Source organism: Sphingosinicella sp. YJ22, assembly GCF_011320075.1.
Classification (GTDB): Bacteria; Pseudomonadota; Alphaproteobacteria; order Sphingomonadales; family Sphingomonadaceae; genus Allosphingosinicella.
The window spans coordinates 76,939-98,324 of sequence record NZ_JAANPA010000005.1 but is presented as its reverse complement, the minus strand read 5'-3'; the positions used below and the strand labels follow the sequence as shown (position 1 = coordinate 98,324).

General features: G+C 64.8%; 18 protein-coding genes and 1 tRNA gene. 14 read left to right on the top strand and 5 right to left on the bottom strand.

Annotation, left to right across the window (positions count from 1 at the left end):
* Window positions 1-28: 28 nt before the first annotated feature.
* Window positions 29-148 carry an SPOR domain-containing protein gene (locus G7B71_RS03500; RefSeq protein ID WP_243406080.1) on the top strand — a complete coding sequence of 40 codons (120 nt, stop codon included), beginning with the start codon at window positions 29-31 and terminating at the stop codon, window positions 146-148.
* Between the two features lie 96 nt (window positions 149-244).
* Window positions 245-535 (top strand): PilZ domain-containing protein, encoded by a 291-nt coding sequence (locus tag G7B71_RS03495; protein WP_243406078.1) that lies wholly within the window; start codon window positions 245-247, stop codon window positions 533-535.
* Here G7B71_RS03495 and serB read toward each other — a convergent pair.
* A complete protein-coding gene (gene serB / locus G7B71_RS03490) occupies window positions 532-1,395 on the bottom strand; it encodes a phosphoserine phosphatase SerB (protein WP_166037926.1) in 864 nt (287 codons plus the stop codon). The genes G7B71_RS03495 and serB overlap by 4 nt on opposite strands.
* Here serB and miaA point away from each other — a divergent pair.
* From miaA to G7B71_RS03475, 3 genes are read left to right on the top strand one after another with little or no spacing between them, the layout of a single operon-like run.
* The gene (gene miaA, locus G7B71_RS03485; protein ID WP_166037925.1) at window positions 1,388-2,332 is read left to right on the top strand and encodes a tRNA (adenosine(37)-N6)-dimethylallyltransferase MiaA; all 945 of its coding nucleotides are present in this window, start codon (window positions 1,388-1,390) and stop codon (window positions 2,330-2,332) included. The two genes, serB and miaA, sit on opposite strands and share 8 nt — an antisense overlap.
* Window positions 2,329-3,309, top strand: coding sequence for a ketol-acid reductoisomerase (gene ilvC / locus G7B71_RS03480; RefSeq protein WP_166037924.1), 981 nt, complete (start codon window positions 2,329-2,331; stop codon window positions 3,307-3,309). Before miaA ends, ilvC begins: the two co-directional genes overlap by 4 nt.
* A 9-nt stretch (window positions 3,310-3,318) precedes the next feature.
* The gene (locus G7B71_RS03475) at window positions 3,319-4,551 is read left to right on the top strand and encodes an NAD-dependent formate dehydrogenase (RefSeq protein WP_166037923.1); all 1,233 of its coding nucleotides are present in this window, start codon (window positions 3,319-3,321) and stop codon (window positions 4,549-4,551) included.
* A 9-nt stretch (window positions 4,552-4,560) separates the two neighbouring features.
* Here the strand turns inward: G7B71_RS03475 and G7B71_RS03470 are convergent, their stop codons facing one another.
* The gene (locus G7B71_RS03470) at window positions 4,561-4,968 is read right to left on the bottom strand and encodes a BLUF domain-containing protein (RefSeq protein WP_166037922.1); all 408 of its coding nucleotides are present in this window, start codon (window positions 4,966-4,968) and stop codon (window positions 4,561-4,563) included.
* Window positions 4,969-5,028: 60 nt separating this feature from the next.
* Window positions 5,029-6,855 carry a DNA mismatch repair endonuclease MutL gene (gene mutL, locus G7B71_RS03465; protein ID WP_166037921.1) on the bottom strand — a complete coding sequence of 609 codons (1,827 nt, stop codon included), beginning with the start codon at window positions 6,853-6,855 and terminating at the stop codon, window positions 5,029-5,031.
* A 148-nt stretch (window positions 6,856-7,003) separates the two neighbouring features.
* Between mutL and G7B71_RS03460 the strand changes: the two genes are divergently transcribed.
* From G7B71_RS03460 to G7B71_RS03420, 9 genes are all read left to right on the top strand, one after another.
* A complete protein-coding gene (locus tag G7B71_RS03460; RefSeq protein ID WP_166037920.1) occupies window positions 7,004-8,047 on the top strand; it encodes a rod shape-determining protein in 1,044 nt (347 codons plus the stop codon).
* Window positions 8,048-8,068: 21 nt separating this feature from the next.
* Window positions 8,069-8,965, top strand: coding sequence for a rod shape-determining protein MreC (gene mreC, locus G7B71_RS03455; RefSeq protein WP_166037917.1), 897 nt, complete (start codon window positions 8,069-8,071; stop codon window positions 8,963-8,965).
* The gene (gene mreD, locus G7B71_RS03450; RefSeq protein WP_166037915.1) at window positions 8,962-9,477 is read left to right on the top strand and encodes a rod shape-determining protein MreD; all 516 of its coding nucleotides are present in this window, start codon (window positions 8,962-8,964) and stop codon (window positions 9,475-9,477) included. Before mreC ends, mreD begins: the two co-directional genes overlap by 4 nt.
* 10 nt (window positions 9,478-9,487) lie before the next feature.
* On the top strand, window positions 9,488-11,434 hold the full coding sequence (gene mrdA, locus G7B71_RS03445; RefSeq protein WP_166037913.1) for a penicillin-binding protein 2: 1,947 nt from the start codon (window positions 9,488-9,490) through the stop codon (window positions 11,432-11,434).
* Between the two features lie 11 nt (window positions 11,435-11,445).
* Complete coding sequence (gene rodA, locus G7B71_RS03440; RefSeq protein ID WP_166037911.1) at window positions 11,446-12,564, top strand: rod shape-determining protein RodA; 1,119 nt, start codon at window positions 11,446-11,448, stop codon at window positions 12,562-12,564.
* Between the two features lie 82 nt (window positions 12,565-12,646).
* A tRNA-Lys gene (locus G7B71_RS03435) sits at window positions 12,647-12,722 on the top strand.
* 273 nt (window positions 12,723-12,995) lie between these two features.
* Window positions 12,996-15,035, top strand: a complete 2,040-nt coding sequence (locus G7B71_RS03430; RefSeq protein WP_166037909.1) for an AAA family ATPase — start codon at window positions 12,996-12,998, stop codon at window positions 15,033-15,035.
* Window positions 15,028-15,723, top strand: a complete 696-nt coding sequence (locus G7B71_RS03425) for a hypothetical protein (protein WP_166037907.1) — start codon at window positions 15,028-15,030, stop codon at window positions 15,721-15,723. The genes G7B71_RS03430 and G7B71_RS03425 overlap by 8 nt, the downstream gene beginning before the upstream one ends.
* Window positions 15,716-16,798, top strand: a complete 1,083-nt coding sequence (locus G7B71_RS03420) for a hypothetical protein (RefSeq protein WP_166037905.1) — start codon at window positions 15,716-15,718, stop codon at window positions 16,796-16,798. Before G7B71_RS03425 ends, G7B71_RS03420 begins: the two co-directional genes overlap by 8 nt.
* A gap of 4 nt (window positions 16,799-16,802) precedes the next feature.
* Here G7B71_RS03420 and G7B71_RS03415 read toward each other — a convergent pair whose 3' ends face one another.
* Together G7B71_RS03415 and G7B71_RS03405 are read right to left on the bottom strand one after the other, a co-directional pair.
* Complete coding sequence (locus G7B71_RS03415) at window positions 16,803-18,098, bottom strand: site-specific DNA-methyltransferase (protein WP_166037902.1); 1,296 nt, start codon at window positions 18,096-18,098, stop codon at window positions 16,803-16,805.
* 647 nt (window positions 18,099-18,745) lie between these two features.
* Window positions 18,746-21,325: an AAA family ATPase gene (locus G7B71_RS03405; RefSeq protein ID WP_166037897.1), complete on the bottom strand. Its 2,580-nt coding sequence runs from the start codon at window positions 21,323-21,325 to the stop codon at window positions 18,746-18,748.
* Window positions 21,326-21,386 lie beyond the last annotated feature (61 nt).

Genomic DNA, 21,386 nt, shown 5'->3' with positions numbered 1-21,386 from the left:
CGCCGTCGGCGCGCTCGAGCCGGCCTATGTGCCGGCAGGCGCACTCACCCGCCTGCGCGCCGGGCCGCTCGCCAGCCGCGCCGCCGCCGACCGCATCTGCGCGGCGGTTCGCGCCGCCGGCGAGGCCTGCATCCCCGTCGCGCCCTGACCGACATGCACGCTTAACTCTTTGTTTCGGCTGGCGCGGATAAGCCTTCGCGCCGGAGGCCGGGACATGATTCAGGAAGCAAGACGGACGAGCCCGATGGCGACCCGCTGGCGCCAGCGCCGCATGTGCGTGCTCGTCGCCGGCGCCGCCCCAGCCCCCGCCGCGATTCGCGCCATCTCGGCGCGCGGGGCGTTTCTCGAGACCAACCAGCGCCTGCCGCTCGGCAGCCGGGTCGAGCTGAGCCATCCGGACGCCGGCACCATCGTCGGCGAAGTCAGCGCGGTCGCGCGCGACGGCATCGGCGTCGCGTTCGCCTGCGATGCGCGGGCGGTCGCCTTCGCACTCGCCGCCATCGCCTCCGACATGAGCCGTCCGGCCCAGGCCTAGGCCATCACCCACTCCGAACGCGGAATGCCCTGCGCGTAGAGCAAGGCGGTCAAATCGTTGTGCGCGATCCGCGCGTCCGCCGCGGCGGACGCAGCGGGCTTGGCATGATAGGCGACGCCGAGGCCGGCCGCCTCGATCATCGGGATGTCGTTGGCGCCGTCGCCGACCGCCATGGTTTGGGCGCGATCGAGTCCGAGCGCGCCCATCGCATCGGTCAGCGCGTCATGCTTGGCCGCAGCGCCGACAATTGGTCGTCTAACCTTCCCTGTCAGCCTGCCGTCCTCGATCAGCAGCTCATTGGCGAGCGCGCGGTCGAAGCCGATCTCCTCGGCGACCGGTCCCGCGAAACGCGTGAAGCCGCCCGACACCAGCAGGCAGGTCGCGCCCTGCGCCCGCATCGTCCGCACCAGGGTGGTGGCGCCGGGCATGACCGTCACCCGTTCCTCACGGCAACGATCGATCACGGCCGCATCCATGCCCCTGAGCAGAGCGACGCGCGCGTCGAGCGCCGCCTCGAAATCGAGCTCGCCCTGCATCGCCCGTTCGGTGATGTCGGCGACCTCCGCCTTGAGGCCGGCATAATCGGCGAGCTCGTCGATGCATTCGACCGTGATCATCGTCGAATCCATGTCGGCGACGAGCAGGCGCTTGCGGCGGTGCGCGACCGGCTGGACGACCACGTCGACGCCCGGCAGCGCCGCGCGCAGCCGTGTCTCGACCCCGTCTGGTGACGACAGGAACAGGTCGTAGGCGCTCCCCGGCTCAATCCACGCGCCGGTCGCGCCAGGCAGCAAGGCCGCCGCCGCCGAAATGTCGCTCTCGCTCAGCCGATCGGCTGCTATCAGCGTCGCGATGAACAAGTCTGACCCTTCCCTTCCGCCGCTCGCGCTTATCGCGGGGCCGACCGCGAGCGGCAAGTCGGCGCTGGCGCTGGCGCTCGCCGAGCGGACCGCCGGAGTCGTGATCAACGCCGACAGCGCCCAGGTTTATCGCGACCTCGCCATCGTCAGCGCGCGGCCGAGCGCTAAGGACGAGGCGCGCGCGCCGCACCGCCTCTACGGCTATCGCGACGGCGCCGATGCCTGCTCGGCCGCGGATTGGGCCGAGGATGCGAAGCGGGAGATCGGCGCAGCCCATGCGGACGGTCGCCTGCCGATCCTCGCCGGGGGCACCGGCCTCTACATCCGCACCCTGCTCGACGGAATCGCGCCGGTGCCCGAGATCGATGCCGAGGTGCGGGCGGCGGTGCGGGCGACGCCGACCGCCGAGGCCTATGCAGCGCTCCAAGGCGAAGATGCCGAAGCGGCGGCGCGGTTGCGGCCGAGCGACACCACCCGAATCGCGCGCGCTCTCGAAGTGGTGCGCGGCACAGGACGCCCGCTCGCGGCGTGGCAGGAAGAGAGTGTGGGCGGCATCGGCGGCAGTGTCGACCTCCGGCCCCTCATCCTGCTCGGCCCGCGCGACTGGCTCTACGCGCGCTGCGACGGCCGCTTCGAGACGATGATGAGCGGGGAGGGGATTGCCGAAGTTGAGGCCCTGCTCGAGCGCCACCTGTCCCCTGCCCTGCCGGTGATGCGCGCGATCGGCGTGCGCGAGATCGCCTCCTACCTTCGCGGCGAAACGACGCGAGCAGAAGCGCTCGCCGCCGGCCGCCAGGCGACACGCAACTATGCCAAGCGCCAATATACCTGGTTCCGCCACCAGCCGCCGAGGGACTGGCCGCGCGTGACGGAGGCGCTCGATTGCGGCACCATGAGCGATGCCCTAGCGCTCCTTGAGCGCGGGAGGGACGGATGAGGGTTTACCGGGACGACGATATCGATCTGGCGCTGATCCGCGGCCGGCGAGTCGCGATCGTCGGCTATGGCAATCAGGGCCGCGCGCAGGCGCTCAACTTACGGGACAGCGGCGTCTCCGCGCTGCGTATCGCTTTGCCCGAAGGCTCGCGCAGCCGGGAGCGGGTCGCCGCGGATGGCCTCGAAGCCTCTGACGTCGCCGAGGCCGCCGCCTGGGCCGACGTCGTGATGATGCTGGCGCCGGACGAGCGCCAGGCGGACATCTACCGCGCCGCCATAGCCCCGCACCTGCGCCAAGGAGCGGCGCTCGGCTTCTCCCACGGCCTCGCCATCCGCTTCGGCCTGATCGAACCGCGCACCGACCTCGACATCTTCCTGGTCGCGCCCAAGGGGCCCGGCGCCGCGCTTCGCCAGCTCTACACCGAGGGCCGCGGCATGATCGCCCTGTTCGCCGCCCACCAGGACTCGACCGGCCAGGCCGAGCCGCTTGCCCTCTCTTATGCCGCCGCGCTGGGCAGCGGCCGCGCCGGCATCCTTCCGACCACCTTCGCCGAGGAGTGCGAGGCGGACTTGTTCAACGAGCAGGCGGTGCTGTGGGGCGCGATTCCCGAGCTGATCCAGGCCGGCTTCGAGACCCTGGTCGAGGCCGGATTCTCGCCCGAAATCGCCTATTTCGAATGCCTCACCGAAGTGAAGCTGATCGCCGATCTCATCTACGAGCGCGGCATCGCCGGAATGCGCGAGGCGATCTCCAACACCGCCGAGTTCGGCGCGATGGAGGGTGGCCCGCGCATCGTCACCGACGAGACTCGCGCCGAGATGCGGCGTATCCTCGCCGACGTGCGATCCGGACGCTTCGTTCGCGCGCTGATCGAGGATTCGGCTGCGGGCTATCCGAAGCTCACCGAGTCGCGCGCCCAGGCGCGTTCACACCCAATCGAGGAGGTCGGGCGAAGGCTTCGAGAACTCAAAGGATAGGAGGGACAAATGGCGAAGGTGCTGTGCGTGCTCTATGCCGACCCGGTCGATGGCTATCCCACCGACTATCCCCGCGACGACCTCCCCCAGATCGAGCGCTACCCCGACGGCCAGACCCTGCCGACTCCGCAGGGGATCGACTTCCGCCCCGGCGTCCTGCTCGGCAGCGTGTCGGGCGAGCTTGGCCTGAGGCGCTTCCTCGAAAGCAACGGGCACAACCTCGTCGTCACCGCCGACAAGGACGGGGCCGATTCCACGTTCGACCGCGAGCTGGTCGACGCCGACATCGTGATCTCCCAGCCCTTCTGGCCCGCCTATATGACCGCCGAGCGGTTCGCCAAGGCGCAGAAGCTCAAGATGGTCGTCACCGCCGGGATCGGCTCCGACCATACCGACCTGCAGGCGGCGATGGACCGCGGAGTCACGGTCGCTGAGGTCACCTATTGCAACTCGATCAGCGTCGCCGAGCATGTCGTGATGATGATCCTGTCGCTGGTCAGGAATTATCTCCCTTCCTGGGAGGTGGTGAAGGCCGGCGGCTGGAACATCGCCGACTGTGCGGCGCGCTCCTACGATCTCGAAGGCATGCATGTCGGCACCGTCGCCGCCGGGCGGATCGGCCTCGGCGTGCTCCGGCGGCTGAAGCCGTTCGACGTCCACCTCCATTATGTCGACCGCCACCCGCTCCCCGCCGAAACCGAGCGCGAGCTCGGAGTCATCCGCCACACCAGCGTCGAGGAGATGCTGCCCTTGTGCGACGTGGTGACGATCAACTGCCCGCTTCACCCCGAAACCGAGCATCTGTTCGACGCGGAGCTGATCGCCCGGATGAAGCGCGGCGCCTATCTGGTGAACACCGCGCGCGGCAAGATCTGCGACCGCGATGCCGTCGCCGCGGCGCTCGAGAGCGGCCAGCTCGCCGGCTATGCGGGCGACGTCTGGTTCCCGCAGCCTGCGCCTCAGGACCATCCCTGGCGAACGATGCCGCACCACGGCATGACCCCGCACATCTCCGGCACCTCGCTGTCGGCGCAGGCGCGCTACGCGGCAGGCGTTCGCGAGATTCTCGAATGCTTCTTCGACGGCCGGCCGATCCGCGACGAATATCTGATCGTCGAGGGCGGCCGCCTCGCTGGCACCGGCGCGCACAGCTACAGCGAAGGCGATGCCACCGGCGGCTCAGAGGAAGCGGCGCGGTTCCAGGGCGGGCCGAACGTCGCCCGGCCGCCCTTGGCCCGCTGATCGAGGGGGTCAGGCTGCCTGGTCGTGAAGCCGCGCAAAGCCGCTGAATTGAGCCCGCAGGTTCGGGTCTGCGATGTCCGCGGCCAGCGCTTCGACCACCGCGACGAGGTCCCCATCGGCCGCCGCCCCGCCCTGGTGATATGCCATCGACCACTCCCCGAACGCGCGCGCCTCGACCGGCTTCGTCGACAGCGAAACGAAAGCGAAATGGCGCGCGTCGTTCTGGATTCGCGCATAGGTGGCCAGCACCGCCTGGTCCGGGCCCTCGAGCACCTGAAGGAACCTCTTGCCGCCGGAGACGAGCAGTCCGGTCACTCCGCAGCGCACGTTGTTGCGGCGCGAGGCGGCGAGAATGTCGTCGAGGAGCGCCTGATCCACTGGTTGGCGCGATGTGCTGATATAAGCGAGCTGGAGCATGAGACGGGCTATCCTTTCGCCGCTTCCGTTAGGAGCGAAGCGCGAAGATTCGCTTAAGTCTCACTTGCGCCCGAACAGCTTCTCGACGTCGTTCAGCGCCAGCTTCACCCAGGTCGGGCGGCCGTGGTTGCATTGACCGCTATGGGGCGTGACCTCCATCTCGCGCAGCAGGGCGTTCATCTCGGCCACCGAGAGCAGTCGGCCGGCGCGGACCGAGCCGTGGCAGGCCATGGTCGCGGCGACGAGGTCGAGCCGCTCCTTGAGGCTCAGGGCGGTGTCGAAGGCGGCGAGCTCGTCGGCGAGGTCGGTGACGAGGCCGCGCGCCGAGCCGCTGCCGAGCATCGCCGGCATCGCGCGGACGAGGATGGCGCGCGGGCCGAACCGCTCGAGCTCGAGGCCGAACTCGGCGAGCTCGGCAAAACGCTCTTCCAATCGGTCGCAGGCGGGCTCGTCGAGCTCGACGACCTCGGGGAGGAGCAGGGCCTGGCGGGCGACCCCGCCATTGCTCATCGCGCGGCGCATCCGCTCCAGCACCAGCCGCTCGTGGGCGGCATGCTGGTCGACCAGCACCAGCCCGTCCTCGGCCTCGGCGACGATATAGGTGGCGGCGACCTGGCCGCGCGCGACGCCGAGCGGGAAATTGTGGTCGGGGGCCGGCTGATGCGCCGGCTCGGCACGGCCTTGCGGAAGGAAGTCCTCATGCCGGTCGGCGACGCTCCCGCCGGCGTCCCGCGCGAAGGCGGGGGTCCAGCTGCCCTGAGGAGCGAAGCTTCCCTGCGCGAGTGACGGAAAGGCAGATGGGTTTGCGCTTCCGCCCGGCAGGCCGCTCCCCGGCTGCCACATCGCCATGGCGTCGACATTGGCGGGCTGGGCGCTCCGGAAGCCGGCCTGGTCGAGCGCGTGGCGAAGGCCGCCGACGATGAGGCCGCGGATATGGGCGGGGTCGCGGAAGCGCACCTCGGTCTTGGCCGGATGGACGTTGACGTCGACCTCCTCGCCGGGGAGGTCGATGAACAAGGCGAGCAAGGGATGGCGGTCGCGGGCGAGCAGGTCGGCATAGGCGCCGCGCACCGCGCCGATCAGCAGCCGGTCCTTCACCGGCCGGCCGTTGACGAACAGATATTGGTGGTCGGCGACGCCGCGGTTGAAGGTCGGCACGCCGGCGATCCCGCCGAGGCGGGCGCTGCCCCGGACATGGTCGATCGGCACGCTGTTCTGGGCGAGCCCGGGATCGGTCAGCGCCGCGACGCGGGCGGGCCGGTCCTCGCCGGGCGCCACCGAGAAGATTCGCCGGCCGTCATGGCTGAGACTGAAGCCGACGTCCGGCCGCGCCATGGCGAGCCGCTTCACGACGTCGACGCAGGCGCCATATTCGGCGCGGGGCGAGCGCAGGAACTTGCGGCGAGCCGGAACCTTGCCGAACAGATCCTCGACGGTGACCCGGGTGCCGGGCGGAAGCGCGGCCGGCCCCTCCCCCTCGACCTGCCCGTGATCGCGCACCAGCCGCCATCCATCAGGCGCCGCCTGTCCTGAGCCAGTCGAAGGGCGGACCCTGCTTTCGAGGGTCAGCCGGGCGACGCTGGCGATGCTCGGAAGCGCTTCACCGCGAAAACCCAACGTCGCAACGCTCTCCAAGTCGCCCGTCGGGAGCTTCGACGTCGCGTGGCGTTCGAGCGCCAAGGCCATTTCGGCGGGTGCCATCCCGCATCCGTCGTCGGCCACCTCAATGCGGTCAATTCCGCCACCGTGCAGAGAGATATCGATCCGATTCGCCCCAGCATCCACAGCGTTTTCAACGAGTTCCTTGAGGGCACTCGCGGGCCGCTCGACGACCTCGCCGGCCGCGATTCGGTTGATCAGATCCTCGGGAAGTCGCCGTATTGACATGCCTGCCGTCTCTATAGGAAGCCGGCTTACCCCGCGAGCCTTCCCCTCACGATTATGTGGACCGGAAGCCCGCGGACCTCCTATAGGGCGAGAGCAGGTGGGCCGGACTGTCCGGCCTCTTCCGAAACAGGGCGAGTAACCGGACAAGATGGGCGCGTTCGACTTCTTCAAATTTCCGTCTCAGGACATGGCGATCGACCTGGGAACGGCCAACACCGTCGTCTACGTCCGCGGCCGCGGAGTCGTTCTCAACGAGCCGTCGGTCGTCGCGATCGAGACTCTGAACGGCGTCAAACGGGTCAAGGCGGTCGGCGACGACGCCAAGCTGATGATGGGCAAGACCCCCGACCAGATCGAGGCGATCCGCCCGCTGCGCGACGGAGTCATCGCCGACATCGACGTGGCCGAGCAGATGATCAAGCACTTCATCCAGAAGGTGCACGGCAAGCGCCGCTTCCCGCGCTTCCCGGAGATCGTGATCTGCGTGCCGTCGGGCTCGACCAGCGTCGAGCGCCGCGCCATCCGCGACGCCGCGTCCAACGCCGGCGCCCGCCAGGTGTGGCTGATCGAGGAGCCGATGGCGGCCGCGATCGGCGCCGACATGCCGGTGACCGAGCCGATCGGCTCGATGGTCGTCGACATCGGCGGCGGCACCACCGAGGTCGCCGTGCTGTCGCTTCGCGGCCTCGCCTACACCACCTCGGTGCGCGTCGGCGGCGACAAGATGGACGAGGCGATCGCCTCCTATGTTCGCCGCAACCACAATCTGCTGATCGGCGAAGCGACCGCGGAGCGGATCAAGAAGCAGGTCGGAGTCGCCAAGCCGCCGCCCAACGGCGAGGACGGTGACATCGTCCACATCAAGGGCCGCGACCTGGTCAACGGCGTTCCGAAGGAAATCACGATCAACCAGCGGCAGATCGCCGAGGCGCTGTCGGAGCCGGTCGGGACGATCGTCGAGGGAGTCCGGATCGCGCTCGAGAACACCGCTCCGGAGCTGGCCGCCGACATCGTCGACCAGGGCATCGTCCTGACCGGCGGCGGCGCGCTGCTGAAGGGGCTGGACGAAGTGTTGCGTGACGAGACGGGTCTTCCGGTCACGGTCGCCGACGACCCGCTGACCTGCGTCGCGCTTGGCACCGGGCGGGCGCTGGAGGAAGAGATCTTCCGCGGCGTCCTGCAGACCGCCTAAAGCCGGAGCATAAACCGGCCGATGGCGCCTCCCCGCAACCGGCGCCCGGGATCCTCCCGCCGGGCCCAATACGGCCTGTTTTTCGGCTATGTGGTGGCGGTTGGCGGCGTGCTGTTCGCGCTGCTGCTGCTGCTCGTGTCGATCGTCGACCCGCGCGGCTTCGCGGCGATCAAGGGCGCCGCCATGGACGTGACCACGCCGGTCAGCTCGGCCGGCCGCTCGGTGCTTCGCGGAATCACCGATTTCGGCACCGGTATCGGCGATTATTTCCGCGCCGGCAGCCAGAATGCCGAGCTGCGCGCGCGGCTTCAGACCGCCGAGGCGCAGGCGGTGCAGGCCGAGGCCCAGCGGCTCGACAATCAGCGTCTGCGCCAGATGCTGCAATTGCGCGAGACCGCGACCGACGAGATCGCGGTCGGCCGAATCGTCAGCTCGTCTTTCGATTCGCCGCGCCGCTTCGCCATCCTCGCAGTCGGCGGCAGTTCCGGAGTCCGCATTGGCCAGCCGGTGCGTGCGCCGGAGGGTCTGATCGGCCGCGTCCTGCTCGCCGGGCGCCACTCAGCCCAGGTGCTTCTGATCGTCGATCCCAGCAGCACCGTCCCGGTCCGCCTGGTCCGCGACGGCACGCCGGCGATGGCGGTCGGGCGCGGCGACGGCACCCTGGAGCTGCGCACGCTCGAAGTCGGTGTCAATCCGTTCCGTCGCGGCGACATGCTGGTGACGTCCGGGGTCGGCGGCATCTATCCGCCCGGCATTCCGGTCGCCCAGGTGATCGGTATTCAGGGCGAAGTGACCATCGCCCGTCCGCTCGCCACCCCGGCGCGCGTGGACTACGCGCTGGTCCAGCCGCTCTACGAGCCCGCGGTCGTACCGCGCAGCGACGGCGGCGCGGCCGAACCAGCGGCCGAGGCGCAATGAGCCGGATCGCGGGATCGCAGCGCGCGGTCGTCTATCGCGACTATCGCCGCCGCTTCGTGCCGGTGGCGACGACGGTGATCGCCTGCCTGCTCGGCCTGTTCCCGCTGGTCGTTTCGACCCCGCTCGTCCCGGATTTCGGCTTCCTGGTGCTGATCACCTGGCGGCTGCTTCGCCCCGAGATCTGGATGCCGAGCACGGCGCTGTGGCTCGGCTTGTTCGACGATCTCATCTCCGCGCATCCGCTCGGCCAGTCGATGGCTTTGTGGACGATGACCTTCCTGCTGTTCGACCTGATCGAGAGCCGAATCGACTATAAGGACTTCTGGTTCGACTGGCTGTTCGCGGCCGGGGCGATCATTCTTCATACATCCGGCGCGTGGTACATTGCCGTGCTGATGGACAGCCCCACCCATTTCTCGCTGATGCTGCCGCAGATCGGCCTCGCGATCCTCGCCTATCCGGTCGTCGCGCGAATCGTGCTGGGCCTCGACAGGTGGCGGCTGGCGCGATGACGAGACGGTCATGAAGAGGCGGAGCGCTCCGCTCGTCACCGAACAAAGCCAGGCGATCACCTTCACCAGGCGGTCGCTCGTGTTCGGCGCGCTGCAGGGCGGAGTCGGCGTGCTGCTCGCCGGCCGCATGGGCTATATCGCCATCGCCGAGAATGAGCGCAGCCAGGTTCTCGCCGAGGAGAACCGAATCCAGATGCGGCTCATCCCGCCGCGGCGCGGCTGGATCGTCGACCGCAACGGCCAGCCGATGGCGCAGAACCGCAGCACCTTCCGAGTCGACCTGCTCAAGGAACGGATCGAGGATGTGGACTATACCCTCGCGCAGCTGACCCATCTGCTCGGACTCCAGGCGGCCGACGTCGAGCGCATCCGCACCGAGCTCGAGCGCGCCACCGGGTCGCAGCCGGTCGCGGTCGCCGAGAACCTGACGTACGACCAATATGCCGCAGTCACCCTGCGCCAGCCCGAGCTGCCCGGCGTGTCGCCGCTCCGCGCCTTCTCGCGCCACTACCCCGCCGGATCCACCGTCGGCCACCTGATCGGCTATGTCGGAACGCCCAACCGCGAGGAATATCTCGCCGCCAACCGCGATCCGCTGATGATCACACCGGGCTTCAAGATCGGCAAGGAAGGTCTTGAAAAGACGATGGAAGGCCGGCTTCGCGGCACGCCCGGGGCGGCCCGTATCGAGGTCACCGCGCGCGGCCGCCTGGTGCGCGAGCTCGAGACCCTGCCGGACCGCGCGGGCCAGCCGCTGCAGACCACGATCGACGCCGGCCTTCAGGAATATGCCGGCCGCCGGCTCGGCGAGGAATCGGGCGCGTGCATCGTCATGGACTGCCGCAACGGCAACGTCCTGTGCATGGCGTCGATGCCGGCCTACGACCCCAATGTCTTCACCGACGGCATCAGCCAGCTGGAATGGAGCTTCCTCGCCGAGGACGAGCGCCGCCCGCTGCTCAACAAGGCGCTGAACGGCCTCTACCCGCCCGGCTCGACGTTCAAGCCGAGCATCGCCATGGCCCTGCTACAGGCCGGCATCGACCCCGAGGAAAGGGTGTCGTGCGGCGGCGGCTACAATCTCGGCAACCGCTTCTTCCGCTGCCTCGGCCGTCACGGACCGGTGAACATGCACACCGCGATCGCGCGCAGCTGCAACACCTATTTCTACGCGATGGGGCGCCGCGCCGGAATCGACGTGCTGTCGGATGTGTGCAAGCGGATGGGCTTCGGCCAGAAGTTCGCCAGCTTGCCGGTGGTCAGCCAGAGCTACGGCACCATGCCCGACGACGAATGGAAAAGGGCGCGGTTCGAACGCAACCGGCGAACGGTCGAACGGCCCGACTGGACCGAGTCGGACACGCTCAACACCTCGATCGGCCAGGGCTTCGTGATCGTGAACCCGATGCAGCTCGCCATCTCGGCGGCGCGGATCGCGTCGGGCCGCATGATTCAGCCGCGCCTGCTGCCGGTGAGAGGCCCCGAGCCCGGGCCACTGCCCTGGGCGCAGGAGCATTTCGAAGCCGTGCGCTCCGGCATGTGGGAAGTGGTCAACGGCGCCGGCACCGCCGGCCGCTCGCGCCTGCCCTTCCCCGACATCCACATGGCGGGCAAGACCGGAACGGCGCAGGTGCGGCGCATCACCGCCTCGCAGCGGGGCCAGGCCGGCACGCCGTGGAAATATCGCGACCACGGCCTGTTCATCTTCTTCGCGCCCACCGAAAACCCGATCTATGCCGGCGCGGTCGTCATCGAGCACGGCATGGGCGGATCGCGCGCCGCGGCGCCGGTGGCCAAGGACGTGCTCACCTATCTGTTCGACCGGGACATGGCGATGGAGGCGCTTGCCCCGCTCGAGGAGCAATGGGGCGGCACGCTCGCCGAGCGCACTGCGCGGCGCGCCGAGGCGTGGGCGGCCGCCCACCGCTCCGGCCGGACTCCGCCGCAGGCGACCTAGGAGCGCGCGCGATGGCCCTCCCCCTCGTTCCCCGCGCAATCGCCGCCCAGCCCTGGCCGGCGCTGCTCTCGGCGGCGTTCCTCGCCGCATTTGGCTTCGTCACGCTCTATTCGGCCGCGGGCGGGAGCCTGCTGCCCTGGGCCTTCCCCCACGCCGCCCGTTTCGGCGTGTTCCTCGGCCTCGCCCTCGCCATCTCCTACGTGCGGCCGTCCTGGTTTAGGGAAATCGTGCCCTATGCCTATGTCGGCGTGATGGTGTTGCTGGTCGTCGTTCTGGCGGTCGGCGTGGTCGGCGGCGGCGCGCGCTCCTGGCTCGATTTCGGGCCGATCCGGCTGCAGCCGTCGGAGCTGATGAAGCCGATCCTGGTGATCGCCCTCGCGGCCTTCTACTCGGCCATGCCGCCGCGCCACATCCAGACGTTCGGCGCGATCTGGCCGGCCGGGCTGATGATCGGCATCCCGGTGGTCGTCATCCTGCTCCAGCCCGACCTCGGCACCTCGCTGCTGCTCACCTTCTCCGGCATCACCACCATGTTCCTCGCCGGCCTTCCGCTCAAATGGTTCATCGGCGGCGGCGTGGCCGTCGGCGGCGCCGTGCCGGCCATCTTCCCCTTCCTGATGCCGCACCAGCAGGAGCGCATCCTGATCCTGCTCGATCCTTCGCAGGATCCGCTCGGCGCCGGCTATCACATCACCCAGTCGACCATCGCGATCGGCTCGGGCGGGATCACCGGCCAGGGCTATCTCAACGGCACCCAGAGCCACCTCAACTTCCTTCCCGAGCAGCATACCGACTTCATCTTCTCGGCCATGGCCGAGGAATGGGGGCTGCTGGGCGGAATCGCCGTGCTGGTCGGCCTCGGCGTCCTGCTCCGCTGGGGAACCCGGGTCGCGATGGACGCGAAGGACCGCTACGAGATGCTCGCCGCCGGCGGCCTCACGTCGATCATCTTCTTCTATGCGGCGATCAACCTGATGATGGTGATGGGCCTGGCGCCGGTCGTCGGCATTCCGTTGCCTCTGCTCTCCTACGGCGGAAGCGCGATGATGACGGTGATGATCTGCCTCGGCCTGCTGATGGGCATCGATCGGCGGACCCGCCGCGATCGCGAGCGCCGCCGCGGCCTGTAAGGCCCGCTGCGAACAGGCTCGGAGATTTCGAAAACGCGGCGGTTGCAATCCCCGGCAAGGGCCACTAAGTGGCGCCTCTCCCGGACGCATAGCTCAGTTGGTAGAGCAGCTGACTCTTAATCAGCGGGTCCCAGGTTCGAGCCCTGGTGCGTCCACCAAATCTTTCCAATAATTTAGAGCTCCAGCGCGAACCGCGCGCGCCCACTAGGGCGGCTGCGGGCAACTGCTGGGGCAACAGGAAACCGACCATCGAAAGGTGGGAGCTACCGCTTGCTGGATGAGTCGTCCGGGAGAAGTGGCCCCCTCCCCCTGCTTGCAAGGGAAGCGCCAAGGTACCTGGTGGAAGCCGGCATTCGAGCCGCCACTTGACCCGAGTGGCCGGACCGGCTTCATAAGCACCCGAGCTTCGAGAAAGTGAATCGACCAAACTCATGGTAACAATACCGGTCGTCACTGGACTGAAGATCTCTGATTACGGTCTTTTTCCAGGGGATCCGCCCGGTTCGGGCATCGATCAAGTTTTTGAACCGGGCCTTACAATCATTGCCGGCATCAATGGTCTGGGTAAGACAACTCTGCTGACCGCGATCCTACGGTGCCTTACCGGCCCTTATGATCTCAGTGGCGACGGCGCGCCGAATCAGATGGGCGTGTCGGTCCCTGATCGCCCAGTGGCCCTCAAGCGAAAGCCAACACAGTTTTTCAGCCAGCGGGTGGCCGATGAGGCAGAGTCCGCAACGATGACTCTAACAGTTGAATGTGATGGCCGCCTCCTTCAAGTCACGAGAAAGATGTCTGACCTCTCTCTCGTTGAGCATTCAATTGACCGGGAGCCGCGCCAGCTTCAGGGCAATCGCCCCAGTAGAGAGGCCAGTTACCAAGCGGACCTTGCCGGTCTGATGCGGCTCGGCTCCTTTGTCGATGTGTTGCTAGTGCTGCACCACGTGATCCTCTTTCAAGAGGACCGGCCCGGTGCCCTGTGGGACCAGAACGCTCAGCGGCAAGTCCTCCGCGCTTTATTCCTTGAAGGGAACGACGCAACTCGTGTCGCCGAGCTGGAACGGGCAGTACAATCAGCCGACAGCCAAGCGCGGAATATCCAAGCCCGTATCACAGCGACGGAAGCTGAGCTCACGGAGGTTTTAAAGGATGAAGTCGGCGCAGAGGCACTCGCTGCACGGCTGGATGCTGAGGAGAGGCTGCTTGCGGCAGACCTTGATGAGAAGACCCGTCTAGATACCCTTCTGGAGGATCTAGAGCTGGAGCGCAGCCGCGTTCGGCTCGAGCATGAAAAATCAAAAATCAGTCGTGAGGAGGCCAGGGGGTCGGTCGAGCGGCTGAAATACTCCGCTTTAGCAAACCTTTATCCGTCGATGGACGAGACCGCCCGCCTCGTAATCGCGCGCATTTTGACCGATCAAAAATGCCTAGTCTGCGATGCAGCGGCCACCGGCAAGCGTGAGGAACTTGAGAGTGTTCTCGCAAATGGGATTTGCCCGGCGTGCGGATCGCCGCCAGAACAGCAGCAAAATGTCATCGGGAATTACAAGTTCGAGCAGGCGAAGCTGGATGCCGTCCGAGAAGCGGCTCGCGTCGCTGAAATGGAGGTTCGGACCAAGGCCGCTCGACTGCAGCAGATCGCGGCGATCCATCAGGCGACCGTTAACAAGTCGCTCAAACTCGGCCGCACCATTGAGGCAAGAACCGCGCAAAATCGTCAACTGCGTGCGCAGTTGCCTGGGTCCAGAACCAGTAAGGAGATCGCCGACACCCTCGCCACCCTGCGGAGGCAGCAGCGGGATTGGCTGAACCGGCGCGAAGGAAAAATTGCGGAACTTTCGGAGCTCCTTGGAGCCAAGGAACAGCTCATCTCGTCGAAGGCTGACACTGTCCTGGCAAGCTTTGCCGAACTCACAAGTCGTCTTCTTGCTGAGCCCGCACGCCTTGCAGAGGTGAGGCTTAAGCCGCGCTACACTCAGGCCGAAGGCGCAGTGGGCGACGCGCCGCTTCAGTTCCCCGCTTACCAGGCGGAGATGGTGGCAGCAAACCGGTCCGGCTTCGTACGCCGTTATGACCCAACCGACGTCTCGGAGTCGCAGCGCGAGCTGATCGATCTTGCTTTCAGGTTGTCACTTGTGCGCGCCGCTGCTCCAAGTGCCCCCGCGACCTTCATCATGGAAACCCCAGAGGCGAGTTTGGACGGCCTCGCAATGGAGCGCGTGGGCGGCGCACTGGCAGAATTCGCTTATCAATCCTCGAACCGGCTCATCGTCACGACCAACCTCTCCAACGCGGGATTGGTGACAAGCTTATTCGGAGGGGTCTCAAACTCGTCGAAGGAGGATGATCGTCGCTGGTCTCGGCTTCTCAACCTCTTGCGGGTGGCGGCACCAAATCGGGCGCTAGAACTCGATCGGACGCAATACGAGCGGCTGCTAGAAGAGGCCGTTACGGGACGCACCGGTGAGTGACGGACTAATCAGCGAACACCACGTTGCGCGAACACGCCGCCGGTGTCGGCTGATCGTACTGCTAGACGCAGCTGAGCGAGCGGCAATCACGCCCTTGGAATCAAGTCGACTCCACGCGTTTGCGTATCTTGCCGATGTTCTCTCTCCGGTTTGGAACCTGCCTCCATTCGATGGGAAGATCCTCAAGATCGAGGGCGGTCCTCATTATCCAGAACTGCAGGAGGAGCTTGACCACCTAGTCGTCATGGGCCTCGTGGAGGTGAGCGATCTTAGGTACGTCTCGCGCGGCCTGAATGGATCAAGGTTGCAGGGTCGGTACGCGCTCAACTTCGATTCAGATCACCTAGACCCTCTGCTCGCCGCGATCGGCGCTCACGCCGAAACGACGCCATATGACCCCGACGACGCGCGTGTGCACGAATTTCTCGTGGAGCTGGCTGGGGCGCTCGCAACGTTACCCAACGACGAAATAGACAGAGCGACTTCCTTCGACGCCACGTATCGATCGGAAGGCCCAGGGGAAAACGTCATCGATTTTGGCGCATGGGTAAACTTCCCACGCGTCGCCAATTCGACTTGGCGGACCGCCGACCGGTTCCACAACTTTATGCCAGAGGGTGCCTCACTTACCCAAGGTGAGAAGCTGTATCTTTACGCGAGTTATCTGGCGAGGGTTGCTCATGGCTGAGGAGGGTCGGATCGACGGCGTCAAAGACGCAGACATCGCGGCCACGACCGCTCGCCTCCCCAAGCTCCCCAACGTGCGCGCTGAACTTCCCGAGCGGTTCGCTCAGGGAGTGCGCTCAATCTTAGAGCGGCGGGCGCAATCCGGGTGGCCCGGAGAGGACGATAACCACGAGGTCGCTGCCTTTGTAATGGTTGAGAAGCCCCGTGCGTACCAAGCTCGCTTTTCGACCGAGCCGATAACCGACCCTATAGCGACGAAAGATAGACTGTTCGGCCGCGTTCTCTTCCTCACGCGGGATGCAGGAGGTGGACAGGTCCTAGAGATGCCATGTCACCCCAACGCTCTGTTGGATTGGCTACATGACGAAGGCCTCGAAGGAGCCACGTTGGTGCTGGCGTACCGCTCCACTGCCATCATGACGTTGAGGGTTAGGGGCGCGGCCGGCGAGCTGACGCGAGAGGACAAAATCAGGGACGAGGCCCCGACCGCTACGCTTGCCCAACTGAACCAGACTCTGCAGCATTTTCACATCACCAGGCTTCTGACACCCGGCCGGCTTCAGGGGCTTTGGGAAAGCGGCCGTGCCTCAAAGTACGTTCCTGGCCCAGACCCCGAGAGAACCATACAGAAGGACTTGGAGAACTGGCTCAATTCCGCCTTCTGGGGCCTTTTGCGGGCAGAGATCGAAGAGAAAACTCTGATCGGCAGAATCGATGTTAAGCTGCTGATCGATGAGGGTGAAAAGGCTTTAACCTACTGGGCCATTGTCGAGCTGAAGGTCATCAAGAGCTTCGCAAACGCGCCCGGCAGCGCGACGCCCTCGACTGTATCGCGGACAACAAATCTCAAGGCGATCGAGAAGGGGTTGAGACAGGCGTGGGCGTACCAGAAGAACCGCAAGGCAGAGCATGGCCTCCTCGAGGTCTATGACATGCGCGAGGACAAAGAAGAAGATCTCTTCTCTGCGTCCGAGACGCAGAAGGTTTTGGCAGAGCTTGCGCCGGTGCCATCGCACGCAGTTCGTGAGCTATTCGGTTCAGCAGATGATGCGCGCTTCGCCGGCTATGCTGGCTAAGTAATTAGCGCCGCCCAAGCACCAACAATGATTCCGAGAGTTGAGGCCGACCACCCTGCTGGGGGGACACTCGCATAGAACGGAATGGCTCGACCCGCAGCGGCTCGAAGCCAAGCCCGGGGGCTAGCTCAGCTAGTATTGCCGCCACGGGAACATCGACTTCAGCGTAGCGGCTATCTCCGACAACTATGTAGGCGCGTCCTCCGCGGGGCATTGCGCGCCCGATGCCGCGGATCACGACCGCCATGTCTGACGCATACGCCGCGACCATCGAGGGAATATGCCTGTTCCAGAGCCGCTCCGACACGCTCTCAAGCTTCCGCACTGTCTCCCCGAGGGTCTTCGCCGCGAGGTCATCTGCGGTCATGTCTCGATGGATCTGGACGTGGCTTCTAAGGGTAGCGTTACGCAGTGCGGTGTTCGCACCTCGGCTGGAGAGATAGCCTAACGCCCACAGCTCGACATTATACACGTCCGTGTAGTCGAACGAGTTTGGATAGGGGGGCGAGAACACAGCGAGCTGATGCTGAGGGAGATCGTTCACGAGCTGTCGTGCGTCCCCGCGTAGCAGGGTATACTCCTGGCAAGAGCGATCGGCGAAACGCCTGAGATCGTAGAGCGCCTGAAGGACGCCATCGCGAAACCAGCTATCCACCGCGGCCGGGCTTACTCGGCGGGACTGCCAATTGCTCCGATACCGCCTGCCCTTGCCACTTATCGTTACGTTGCTGACTGGAACCGCTGCTGAAGCAAGAACGACGCGGAAGAGCCGCCGAATGCCCTCGTTCGCCTCGGCCATAATTGCATCTCGGTACGCCACCAAGCGAGCCGCCACAGCCTTGGAGAAAATATAGCGATTGTCGACGCCAGGTTCGACGAAGGTTCGGGGCGCATCTGGAAACGGATTTTGAGGCGGAGCAACACTGTTCCCGGCTCGTTCAACGACGCGGGCGAAAGCCAATGCTGCGGCCTCAAGGTCGATCCGCGAGATTTTCGCCTCGATGAGATCAGCTAGGTAGGGATTCACCTCGATTGTCGTCGGATTGATGCCAAGGAACTGAGCGGCAAGCGCGGTTGTGCCGGACCCTCCAAACGGATCAACGATCCGCTCCACGCGGCCGGGTGTCTCACTGACGGCCATTTCGACGAGTTCCGGTGCAAATGCTTCTTTGAACCGTCGCCAATCTTGGAACGGCAGGGCGACAGAGCCGGCGTTCGTGCCGATTGTCGCCAACGCGCGCTCCCCGGTCCAGTCGCGGAAACTGAGACGAGTTAGATCTTCACCAGTCGAAAATTCCACGCATCGCCACCCTTATCCGAACCTTGCTCGTCTTATGCCAATATGCAAGACTCATGTAAATGGATGAGGCCCGCTTTCTCGACGAGCTCGCAGCAAAACTGCGGACGATCAGACGCCGGCGCTTGGCCACTCAAACGGAGATGGAAGCGGCTACGGGCGTCCGCCAAGACACGATTTCGAAGGTCCTACACGGCCGGCGGCGCAGGCGGAACGAACAAATAGAGCGCCTGAATCGTTATGCCGATATGCTACTTTCGAAGCACTCACTCCCCCCTGCCGTTAGAGAGGCAGCGAGTGAGTTCCTGGCCTTCGGAACCGAAGAGGAACTGGTTGCCTCAATTCGACTCTGCACGGTGCTGGTAGCCGGCCGTCCACCGGGTCGCTGCTAGCAAACTTGCGGCGACGTGCGGTGGGGGAGCGGCACAAGTAGGCTGGTTGCGACCTGCCCTGAGCAAACAAATTAGGACGGCGAACCTGTTAAGGAGCCCTGTTGGCCGACATCGACCACGAAGCGAACGGCTAAATTGGCTCTCGCCGTTGGGTTTGTTGCCCGGCAGTTGCCCTCGAACCGCAGTTACCGGTCGCGGCCTCCCCCGCCCCCTACGATGGTGCTGAAAATCTTCGCTGAACGACAATCAGCGTCACCGCTAACCTGCCATTGGTCCTTTTAATAGGGTTACGAGCCGCGCGCGTGCTCGCGCCGCACTCGCCTGGAACGCAGTTTTCGCGCCGGCCTCAAAGTTCACTCGTGCCTCGGCTATTTCAGCGATTCGCCGAACCCGAGTGCTCGCCAATTCAAGGTTATCTCTCGCCGTCTCTGAAAGCACGCGCCGACCCTCGACCCGGCCAAGCCAGTCAGACAGAGCATCGAGCGCGCCAGAGAACGCGGCGCGAGAGACGATCCGATACGTGGTAATGGCCCTCCAATAGGCACTAAAAAGGCGACGCCCGTCTCCGCCACTGCTGCTTTCAGCCATGCGCACGGCACCGAGCCATGCCCCGACGATCTGGTCGTTTTGCTTCCAAAGGTCCGCCCGGTCCGGGCTGAGTTGGTAGACCTCAAGTGCCGCATGGAGGTCGACAAGAGCATCTTCATAAAATTCGATCGCGCCTCTATAGTCACCTGCACGAGAGCGCTCGTGCCCTAGCTCTGCCCGCGCTCGGTTCCGTGCGAGCCTGAATCGACACGATTTGATAGCATCTTCAGCAAGCTCGGCGACGGAAATCATTCCATTCCAATCTTCCTGCTCCTCCACCACTTTGATCCAACCAAAAAAAAGCTCGCGCCGGCGACACCCGAGATCGTGCGCCTTCTGGAACACTTCCTTTGCTTTAGGTCTGTCTCCTTGAGCTTCGAGACAACGCCCGAGCAGGCAGAGCAGGTCAGGGTCGTCCGGTAGCGTCTGAAGTGCCGTTTGAACTACGTTATTCGCCGAACTGGTATCTCCCTGCTCCAGATATGCTATCGTTCGAAGCACAGCTTCACCGATATACGGCTTCTTGTTGGCCGCCACCTTAGTGAGCTTTTTAGTTTTTCCCTTAATCTCAGCGTGGTCGGGCACCCGTTGCTCCACGAGCCCCGTAACCAGCGCAAGCGTTGGTGAGAGCTTGAACGTCGCTCCACCAGGGAGACTGGCATCCAAACTCGTCATCGCAAAGGATCGCAATTCTTCGAGGGCCTCCTGAATCTCGTACCGAGTCAAGCCCAAGACTGCGGCCAACTCCACGCTGGACGCGGACCCGAGATAGCAAAGGGCAAGAAGCACCCGAGCCTCCTTGCGCTTCAGCCTCCCGATTTCCCGGCGGAACGCCGCTTCACGAACAGCCTCGCCATCACTCCCCCGCCAGTTTGAGAGAGCATCCCGCATGGAGTCACCTAGGGACATCAGTCGGAGTACGGACATAGCGAACAGAGGGGAGCCCCCGCTGTCTTCATGAAACTTGCGCATGTCGCGGCTGCCCGCGGGCGGAGGGGCGACCTTCATCAAGGATGCCTTTTCCGCGACAAATTTCTCGAAATCCGGCAACAGTAGGCCTTCTATCTCAATGAAGGCCGTTCGAGGCGCGCCCAAGTTTCGCCGAGCCGTGACGATGCATTTCGTTCTCGTAGCCGAGCAAATCTGCGTGAGCAGGTGGAAGAGCAGCTGCTGATCGGCATCCGGCAACGTATCCACGTTATCTACAACCAGAAGAAACGAGAATTCGCCAAGTTGTGAGCGAGCCATCTCGAGGAGGTCTTCTCGGCCTGCTTCCTCTGGCAGCTGCGCGGGCGGACAACCGGTCTCCAGCAAAATTTGGGTGAGCAGCTCATCCACGCCGCTAAAATCGACACGGGACAGGGGAACGAGCGCGTCCCTCTCGCCGGAAAACGTTTCGGACTTCGCGCCCAACCAGATCAACCGATCCAGCCCTGCCGCCGAGCTAACTATTAGCCTCTCCGCAAAGGTATATGCGATAGAGGTCTTGCCGACGCCGCCGAGACCACTCAGGATTTTGATCGGGCTAAAGGCGTCGGACAGCCACGCCCAAAGTGCCGCCATTTCCTCATCCCGACCAATGAGTCGTTCGAAGTCTTGTTCTCGCGACGGCAGATTGTTTTCCAGGAAGTGGGTGATACGGCCGATGTTCTCAAGTTCCCGCGAACCATAGAGAAACTCAAAATCTTCCGGCGTAGCAGCGGGTCGGCAGGTGTCCCGTTGCCGTAGGTAGAACGATTGAGCTTGGTAGGCTAACTTTCCGTTTCCTCGGGGAGCATCCTTTTTGAACTGAGCAGGATTGCAATTATTCGGCCGTCGCGGGACGAACAAAAGGCCTATCTTCGCATCAGGGAGAACGTCCGAAACATCAACTTCCCGGTAAACGGTCTCGATGCTCACGCCTGTCGCGCCGTGGATCTTCTGGTTTAGGTCTGCTGCATCGAATCCATAATTAGTGCCAATAACCACTCTATCGGTATCTCTAATCCCAGAGACGATGTAGCCTCCATAGCTGTTGTACAGAGAAACGCAGTCCTTGACGATTTCGGCCGACTTGGAGCTATATGCACTCTGAAGCGCGTCGTTCTTCCCCGCCGGCGGAACAGGTAACTCTAGTTTATAATCCCATAGGGGGGACTCATCGTCGGTAGCGATGCCGCCATGTACTATACAGTCGACCACCCGCCGGTCGACAATACCGTTTTGTACTGACTCAAAGACCCTGCGACGGCACTCGAAAATGCTTTCCATAATTTCGGTGGACCCCGTTTTGCCCCAGAGCGATTCAAGCAGACGAATAGCTATAAATCAA

What these genes read in the sequence shown, in the direction of transcription:
- G7B71_RS03495 (WP_243406078.1), top strand. Translation starts at nt 245, where the DNA reads ATGGCGACCCGCTGGCGCCAGCGCCGCATGTGCGTGCTCGTCGCCGGC.
- miaA (WP_166037925.1), top strand. Translation starts at nt 1,388, where the DNA reads ATGAACAAGTCTGACCCTTCCCTTCCGCCGCTCGCGCTTATCGCGGGG.
- ilvC (WP_166037924.1), top strand. Translation starts at nt 2,329, where the DNA reads ATGAGGGTTTACCGGGACGACGATATCGATCTGGCGCTGATCCGCGGC.
- G7B71_RS03475 (WP_166037923.1), top strand. Translation starts at nt 3,319, where the DNA reads ATGGCGAAGGTGCTGTGCGTGCTCTATGCCGACCCGGTCGATGGCTAT.
- G7B71_RS03470 (WP_166037922.1), bottom strand. Translation starts at nt 4,968, where the DNA reads ATGCTCCAGCTCGCTTATATCAGCACATCGCGCCAACCAGTGGATCAG.
- mutL (WP_166037921.1), bottom strand. Translation starts at nt 6,855, where the DNA reads ATGTCAATACGGCGACTTCCCGAGGATCTGATCAACCGAATCGCGGCC.
- G7B71_RS03460 (WP_166037920.1), top strand. Translation starts at nt 7,004, where the DNA reads ATGGGCGCGTTCGACTTCTTCAAATTTCCGTCTCAGGACATGGCGATC.
- mreC (WP_166037917.1), top strand. Translation starts at nt 8,069, where the DNA reads ATGGCGCCTCCCCGCAACCGGCGCCCGGGATCCTCCCGCCGGGCCCAA.
- mreD (WP_166037915.1), top strand. Translation starts at nt 8,962, where the DNA reads ATGAGCCGGATCGCGGGATCGCAGCGCGCGGTCGTCTATCGCGACTAT.
- mrdA (WP_166037913.1), top strand. Translation starts at nt 9,488, where the DNA reads ATGAAGAGGCGGAGCGCTCCGCTCGTCACCGAACAAAGCCAGGCGATC.
- rodA (WP_166037911.1), top strand. Translation starts at nt 11,446, where the DNA reads ATGGCCCTCCCCCTCGTTCCCCGCGCAATCGCCGCCCAGCCCTGGCCG.
- G7B71_RS03430 (WP_166037909.1), top strand. Translation starts at nt 12,996, where the DNA reads ATGGTAACAATACCGGTCGTCACTGGACTGAAGATCTCTGATTACGGT.
- G7B71_RS03420 (WP_166037905.1), top strand. Translation starts at nt 15,716, where the DNA reads ATGGCTGAGGAGGGTCGGATCGACGGCGTCAAAGACGCAGACATCGCG.
- G7B71_RS03405 (WP_166037897.1), bottom strand. Translation starts at nt 21,325, where the DNA reads ATGGAAAGCATTTTCGAGTGCCGTCGCAGGGTCTTTGAGTCAGTACAA.